The following is a 1,573-nucleotide window of genomic DNA, read 5'->3' as shown; positions in this document are numbered from 1 at the left end:
GGGACGTTCCTTTTAATATGAGCAGGACATTGTCAAGAGGCAAAATCGGGCCTGGCCCCAACGATATGGGGTCAGGCCCTCTCCCTATATCAACCCGTCCGCGGCGACCTCGGCGTGTCTTCCCGACGCTCGTCTTTGCAGTTTAATATCCGCCCGTGGCGATCTCTCGCTGGGCAATCCGTTGCTACGGCTGAGGCTTCTTCGTCGAACCGACAGTCTGTGCACGCGTGTGGCGCCCTGGGCGCTCGCAGAAAAGGGACCTGAGGTTCGCCTCAACGGCTTCGGATCAAACCGCTTCCGGGGTGATCGGCTTATGTGCGGGGGACCGGCCCCCTACGCCTCCTCGGCCATGAGGCCGACCGCCCACACCCAGCAGGCGAGCTCGCGCGCCGTGGCCACGTTCGCCTTGTTGCCGTGGACCCCGCGCGCGAGCAGCGCCTCCCGCCTCTCGACCAGCCTCCGCACGCCCTTGGCGGCATGCCTGCGGGCGACCCGGTCCGGGGCCTGGCCCTTGGCGAGGTCCTTCGGCCGCCCCGAGCACGTCAGGTAGTGCCACGCGGCCTCGACCAGCGCCTTCCTCAGGTGCTTGTTGCCGGCCTTGGTGATCGCGCCCCTGCGGTCGCTCTCCCCGCTGGAGTGCTCGGAGGGCGTCAGGCCGACCCATGCGGCGAACGAGCGGGCGTTCCTGAACCTCGAGAACTCGCCGGCCTCGAACACGAGGTCGGCGGCCGTCGCGGTGTCGACGCCCTTGAGGCAGCGCAGGGAGTCGACCCTCCTCCTCCACCTGGGCTTGCGGGCCTCGGCCTCGACGAGCCCCTCGAGCCTCGCCTTCTCCTCCGCCGCCCGCCTGACCGCGTCGACGTAGTAGGCGAGCACGTCGTTGTCGGCCCCCTCCGCGAACCTAATCGACTCGATCCAGGACCAGTGCGCCCGGGTCCAGTTGCCCTTCCTGCGGCCGGTGGGCGTCCTCTCGTCGAAGACGAGCCCGTGCCTGAGCAGGAACTTGGAGAGCCGCTGCTTCGAGCGCGAGAGGTCGTCCCTCGCGTCCTCGAGCGCCCTGGCCAGGTCGCGGGCGGCCTCGCACTCGTCGTCGGGGACCCACACCTCGACCACGTTGCCGACCGACAGCATGCGGGCGAGGAACTCGGCGTCGTTGCGGTCGTTCTTCCTGCGCCTGTCCGCGCTGGGCTTGATCATCTTCGAGACGGCGCCGACCACGCAGTCGACCCCGAGGCCGGAGAGCCTCTTCTGCAGGTCGAACCCCGTGACCCCGGATTCGTACACGCACCTGGCCTTTGGGTCCACGGACCGCACCCACTCCGCGACTGCCCCGGCGTCGTAGCCGAAGGTCGCGCAGCGCACCTCCCCGGTCATGACGTCGAGGGAGACTGCCTTTATCGAGCGGGCGTGGACGTCGAGGCCGACGAAGGTGGTAGTATCGAGCATGGGAGCCCCTTCCATGAATGCGGCGTGGCCGCCGCGGCTGAATTAGACACTCACCATTGTCGGCCTAATCCGCGGTCTTTCATGCAGCAGGGGCTCTCAATGTTTTTATGTCCTGCTCATATCGTCT

Annotated in this window: 1 protein-coding gene; it reads right to left on the bottom strand. The window is 67.5% G+C overall.

Translation table 11 applies throughout. From position 1 onward, the window contains the following. Window positions 1–333: 333 nt before the first annotated feature. A complete protein-coding gene (locus I2D41_RS05340) occupies window positions 334–1,446 on the bottom strand; it encodes an IS110 family RNA-guided transposase (protein ID WP_229042175.1) in 1,113 nt (370 codons plus the stop codon). Window positions 1,447–1,573 lie beyond the last annotated feature (127 nt).

Source organism: Collinsella aerofaciens (assembly GCF_015552075.1).
Lineage (GTDB): Bacteria > Actinomycetota > Coriobacteriia > Coriobacteriales > Coriobacteriaceae > Collinsella > Collinsella aerofaciens_Y.
The sequence above is the reverse complement of the archived record's forward strand: the minus strand, read 5'-3'. Positions and strand labels throughout refer to the sequence as shown.